The organism is Streptococcus sp. SO2, from assembly GCF_030440025.1.
This window is the reverse complement of the sequence record NZ_JAQFJH010000028.1, coordinates 1-6,482: the sequence shown is the minus strand read 5'-3', so window position 1 is coordinate 6,482 and position 6,482 is coordinate 1. Positions and strand designations below refer to the sequence as shown.

Sequence of the window (6,482 nt, the reverse complement as noted above, 5' to 3'; positions counted from 1 at the left end):
GTGGAAGGTCTTTCCCTGGAGTTCCGCTGACAAATTCATGTGTTGCCTTGTAAGTTGGTGCTGGGGTAAATTCCCAAGTACCGACGAAGTGGGCATCCGCTCCATTGATGGTTTCTGATGCCTTGTCATAAGACTTAAAGCTCCATGTACCCTCTGCCGTCTTCACTTCTGTTTGGCTTGGTTGTGTTGGCGTTACTTGAGTACCATTAGACAAGTTCTTTTCTGTTGCTGGAAGCAGGTCTTTCACTTCTTGTGGAAGTTCTTTGCCTGGGGTTCCACTCACAAACTCATGATGTTTTTCATAAAGGAGGGCCGTGCTTACCTGATTAGAAGGAGCTGATAAATTATCAACATGCAATGTTACAGTATTGTCAATCTTTCCAGAACCTTTTTCTTCTACTTTTTTGTTTGTAGTAGTATTATAAGTTACAATAATTTCAGCAGAAGAATTTGCTTTTATGTATTCAGGTGTCATTTTAACAGTAACAGTTTGACCATTCTTTTCAATAGTATAATCACGCCCTTCCTGTAAAGTCACTCCACCTGATTCCACTTTAAGTCCTTGATAATTAAGGCGCTCATCAAATTTCTGAACCATTTCGATAGATGAAGGCGTTGCTAAAATGTCCTTACCTGGAACCGGAACTTTAAACGTAGCTTTATAGGTTACATCTTGTCCTTCCTTAGCTGGAATCTCTGTAGGATCCACTGCTAGAACAGGGCTCGGATCAATTTTTTCAATATAAAGACCAAAGACGGCCGAAGCAACCTCTGTTGATGAGTAACCAAAATTCATACTATTACTATTTGATCGAAGGGCAAAACCAGAGATATTGTTCTCAGAATAGCTACCGCTTGTAATCTGAGTTGCTACCCAAGCAGTTCGATCTCCTTGATCTTCCTGTCTTAAGACATTGGCATTATTCATCAAACGAAGATTAACATCATTTTGATAATCCTTAACATAGAAGGTTTCCTTCAAGTTGTTGGCATCCATTGCATCGATGTCTGTTGGCTTCATAACCAACTTCAAATCTGTCTCGGAACCATCTGCATAACGCAACTCTGCTGTTACATCCGCATCAAGCCAAAAAGCCTTATTCATAATGTAGTCATGAGCTGCATCTACATAGGGAACATTCCCAATTTCAAAAGCATTATTTTCCCACAATTCTGAAATAGAGAAAAATTCAACAGTAGATTTTTGAGCACTATTCATCTCAGATTCTGCCTGAGCAGTGTTTAGATAGTGAAGAGTTACCTTATTGAATTTTAAGTAAGCATCTACTTGCTTACCATTAACTGTCCCAATATTTGTGAATTTTAGAGAAAGAGGATTTTCAAAAACTTGATCCTGTTTTTTACTTTTATCTACTTTAAGAGTAAAGTTCTCCATCTCGCCTGGATAGGCACCACCCCAGAGATATTCATAGTGGGGATTCGATAAATGAAACTGATCAACAGCCTGTGATTTAGATAAAACACTAAAATTGTTGATGTTCAAATTAAACTTACGAATATCCAAGGTTGAGATATCCGTTCCGTTTTTTATTTCTTCTAAAGCCGCATAAGATTGAAGCGGAATAAGAAAAATAGAAAAAAGTAAAACGACTAGTCCGAGAAAAGCCTGTTTTTTTCTACTGAAAATAGTAGAAAAAGGCATTCTCATGCGATATTTCCATTTCATAATGTACCTCCAAAACTAAAAATGATTGTTTAATCATTTCAAAAGAAATATTCATCTCATTTTAACACAAAAAAAGGGCAATTAAAAGTAGATTATAGATAAAAATTTATTATTTTGTATTTCCAGATTGTCAATTTTTGGTGAGAATAATTAAAATATAAAAATTTTAGAAAAGGCGTTTACACCATGTGAATAACTGTTTTATAGTTAATCCTATTATCACTCTATGAGTTTCATAACGTACTCAAGCCACACATAAACATTAATATATTTAATTTTTTATAAAGAAAGAACCCAAGAATAAATTCTGGGTTCTTTTTAGTATTTCTCGTACAAAAGATACTTTTGTATATTAGAGAGCCTTAGTCCTTCTTACGAACGACAAAGCCTACTAGACCGGCGATAAATAAACCAATCATTGAAAGAAGACTGGTAGAAGCTGTACCTGTGCTTGGTAGAACTTTCTGTTCTTGGCTTGCAGTTTCTTCTTTCTTAGTACTTTCAGCTTGGTTCCCTGTTGTCGCAGTATCATTCTTATTACCGTTGGTTGTTGTAGAAGCTACTTTCTTAGTTCCAACTTCGACAACTTCGTCTACTGCTGGAGTAGTGATTGTGTTTGATTTCTCAACACGACCTGTTTCAACGCCATCTGTGTAAGTCACTGTATAAACAATGGTGCGAACACCCTTCTTACCAGCAGCTTTCACTTGACGACTTCCTTCTGGAAGGTCTGCGTTCTGCACTTCTTTGACTTGGAAAGCAACTTCTTCTGTCTTCGTTTCTTCCTTAGTCGTTACAACTGGGGCTACTACTTTCTTAGTTCCAACTTCGACAACTTCGTCTACTGCTGGAGTAGTGATTGTGTTTGATTTCTCAACACGACCTGTTTCAACGCCATCTGTGTAAGTCACTGTATAAACAATGGTGCGAACACCCTTCTTACCAGCAGCTTTCACTTGACGACTGCCCTCTGGAAGATTTGGATTTGTTACTTCCTTAGTTTGGAAAGCAACTTCTTCTGTCTTGGTCTCTTCCTTAGTCGTTACAACAGCTGCTTTCTTAGTTCCAATTTCGACAACTTCGTCTACTGCTGGAGTGGTGATTGTGTTTGATTTCTCAACTCGACCTGTTTCAACACCGTCTGTGTAAGTCACTGTTTCAACAATGGTACGAACACCTTTTTGCCCAGCTGTTTTCACTCGGCGAACACCTTCAGCTAAGAGTGCATTTTCAACCTCACGAGTCTGGAAGGCAACTTCTTCCGTTTTGGTTACTTCCTTAGTCGTTACAACAGCTTTCCCACCGGTATAGGTAATCTTGTTTTTTGCAGCTTTCTTAGTCTTGCGTGAAACTTCTTTACGAGACTTTTCAACACCATCCACTTTTGTCACTTCATAAGTGACTTCATCGATACCTTCTTCACCTTCTTCAACACGTGTTTTACCTTTATCCAGTGCTGGGTCTACTTTCGTTTCTTCTTTGAAAGCAACTTTTTCCTCTACAGTCACTGTTTCTTTGGTTTCTACACCTGTTTTCTTAGTTCCAACTTCGATGATTTCTTCTACTGGTTCTTTAATTACCGTTTGGCTCTTTCTATCACGTTTTTTCTCAACGCCATTTACCAAAGTAACATCCCAAACAACTTTCTTCTGACCTTTTTCTCCCGCTTGTTTTACCTTTCGAGTACCTTCGGCGAGGTCTGCATTGTTTTCTGTACGAGATGGGTAAGGAATCTCCTCAGTAGTTGTGACTTCTTGATGTTCTTCTTTTAAATCTCCCCCCGAGAGAAGCGCTTCAGCCTTAGCTTTTAAAGAATTGTAGCGAGCTTCAAGCGCCGCAAAACTTTTTTGACCTTCTGGACTCTTCATTGCCTTCTTTGCAGTCTCAAAAAAATTCTTTGCTTCTTCTACATCACCCTCTAGGAGTTCTTTATTCCCCTCATCTGGACTATTTGTAAAATCCTTAATTGAAGATTCTATACTATCAAGCATTCTTTTGAAAGTATTTGCAATACTTCGCTCTTGGCCATCTGGAATTTCTTCATCTTCCGCTGGTGTTTCTTCTGCATGCACTGTTGGAATTTGATATAAATCTGGAGCTACATGATAAGTTGCTACTCCAAGAGCGTTTAAAGCAAGTATTGAAATCCCTAACTTTAATAATTTTTTTCTACTCATTATTCTTTCCTTAACACTTTCAATATACAGTAAGGAGAAGAGTAAATTTTTCTACTCTCCTCTTACTATATGGTACTAACGTTCAGCTTTACGCTTCCAAACTAGAAGCCCTGCAAGTCCTGCAGCAAGAGCTGCAACTACTTCAAGAACTGTAGAAACTTCAGAACCTGTATTTGGCAATGTTTTACCTGGTTCTGTTGGTTTTTTCGGAATATCCCCCTCTGCTGGTGGGATATTTGGAGCTGGTGGCGTTACCGGAACCGGTGGTGTCACCACAACCTTGTTGGTAGTTTTTGATTTATCGTTAAAGCTTACTTTTGCCGTATTTGGTACACCTGTCGCGAATTGTGCAAAATCTGTTCCTTCTCTGAAGTTGGTATAAAGAACGAGAGTTACTTTACTTCCCTTCAAGGCTTCGAGAACATCCTTATCGCTGATTTCAAGAGTTACAATGTTTTGAGATTCATCGTAAGTAATAGTGGCAATTGCTTCCAACTCTTTACCTACTAATTCACTACGATCATTTGAAACCTTACTCAATTTATCAATAGCTGCTTGAAGCTTAGTTTGAGCTTCTTTTAGGTTCTTGATTTCATTTTCAAGTTTCTCTTGTTGTTGTTTCTTATCAGCTGGTACTAATTCTGCTTCTTTCTCCGCTGGTGCTTGAAGCTTAGCCAAGTTTTCTTCAGCTGCTTTCAACTCTGCCTCTAGGCTTGCAAGATTTTGACTTGTTTCGGTGTCAGCAGGTTTCTTATCTTCTGTTGCAGAAGAATCAGATGTAGCTGGAGTAGCCGGCGTTTCCACTTCAGCTGGTTTAGCTGGTTGCGCTGCCTTAGCTGCTTCCAACTTCGCTTTCAATTCAGCCACTTTAGCTTCCGCCGCTTTTAGGTCTTCCTTCTTGTTATTCTCTGTTGAGGTCTCATCAGTTGACTTACCTGTCAAAGCTTTCAGTTCCTTCTCTGCCTGTTCAACTTGGGCTTGAAGAGCTGCTTTGAGCTTGTCAAACTGAGCATTTTCAACTTTAAGAGCGATGCGGTCTTTATTGACTTTCAAAACTGAATGGATTTCATCACTGATCGTGAAGTTCGTCAAATCTGTCTTGACAAGACGACCATATCGATCTTTCTTGGCATTTCCATTTTCATCCACTGGATCCGTTGGAACCGGAGTAGTGATATCGAAGCGGAAGGTATCTAAAGCGTTTGGCAAGTGGTATTTTTTATCAGGTTTAGATCCATCTTCTGGCCCAACAGACTTAACTGGTTCACCTGGTGTTGGATCTGTTGGTTTTTCTGGGTCACGTGGTTTCACCGTTACCGGTTTTGATTCCTTGCTGCCAGATTGACCATTGGCATCCTTGAAGTTGACAGTTGCTTTGTTTGGTACCAATTGGTCCTTATAAGCTTTCAAATCGCTATTCGCTTTGAGTTTAGCTGGGATGTACAATTGAATCTCTTTGAAGCCTTTTAGTCGAGCGAAATCTTTCACTTTTACAGTGACAGTATTTCCTTCAACACTTGTTTCAAGAGCTCCATTTGCATCACGACCGTCCACATAGGCTACTGGTGTATCAGCGATTGCCAAAACAGATTCAAGTGTATCTGTTACGGTGAACTCTTTGTACTTATCAATATCTTTTGGTAAAGCTGTATTGACATTGTACATGTAAGGTGCATCGTATTCGACATCCAAGTGGTCCAAGGTACGATTAATCTTCTTAGAAATTTCTGGTTCTGGTTCTTTTGGAACGATTACCGGAACTTTATTCGAATCTTTGTGTAGCCCTGGTTTGTGTGGGAACTTCGCGTCATAAGAAGCTGTATTTGGAACAGTGAATCCACGATCTGTTAGATATGGAGTCAAATCAGCTCCCGCTTTAATCTTCGCAGTGAAGCTCAATTCAACTGCTTGACCGCCATTGGCTTTTACTTGTTCTTCTGTAAGGGTCAAGGTAATCGTTTGACCTTCTACCTTGATTTGGCTAGCATCAAGAGCTTGACCATTCAAGGTCGCACTTGCTGAACCTGCATAATCAAGAACAGACTCAAGTGTATCACTTACACTGAAGGCTGTCGCATCTGTTGGAACACTTGTTTTCACGTTGTAAGTGAAGACTTGGTCACGTTTGTCAAGAGTTTCAGCTTCTTTGCCGTTCACATCTTTCTTGATTTCTGGCACTTCTGGTGTTGGTGGCGTTACTGGGACTTCGTTAGAGTCCTTGTGCAGTCCTGGTTTGTGCGGGAAGCTTGCGTCATAAGAAGCCTTATTCGGAATCTGTGTACGACCGTCTTCCTTCACATACGCTGACAAGTTCGCACCAGCTTTGATCTTCGCGTCGAATGTTAATTCAACTGCTTGACCGCCATTGGCTTTGACTTGTTCTTCTGTAAGCGTCAAGGTAATGGTTTGACCTTCTACCTTGATTTGGCTAGCCTCAAGAGCTTGACCATTCAATTTAGCACTTGAAGTTCCTGCGAATTCAAGAACGTCTACTAGTGTATCTGTGACTGAGAAGGCTGTCGCATCTTGCGCTACTGTTGTTTTCACGTTGTAAGTGAAGACTTGGTCACGTTTGTCAAGAGTTTCAGCTTCTTTGCCGTTCACATCTTTCTTGATTT

At 39.8% G+C, this 6,482-nt stretch carries 2 protein-coding genes and 1 pseudogene; all 3 read right to left on the bottom strand.

Features of this window, described 5'->3' with window-relative positions:
* Nucleotides 1–1,687, bottom strand: a 1,687-nt coding sequence (locus PCY17_RS11815) for an isopeptide-forming domain-containing fimbrial protein (protein ID WP_301395702.1), incomplete at its 3' end; no start/stop codon positions are given.
* 362 nt (nucleotides 1,688–2,049) lie between these two features.
* Nucleotides 2,050–3,864, bottom strand: a complete 1,815-nt coding sequence (locus PCY17_RS11810) for a G5 domain-containing protein (protein WP_084921608.1) — start codon at nucleotides 3,862–3,864, stop codon at nucleotides 2,050–2,052.
* Between the two features lie 75 nt (nucleotides 3,865–3,939).
* Nucleotides 3,940–6,482, bottom strand: a pseudogene (gene padA, locus PCY17_RS11805) (LPXTG-anchored isopeptide-forming adhesin PadA); the annotation flags it as partial.

Coding starts and splice junctions, on each gene's coding strand:
- PCY17_RS11810 (WP_084921608.1), bottom strand. CDS start 3,864: ATGAGTAGAAAAAAATTATTAAAGTTAGGGATTTCAATACTTGCTTTA.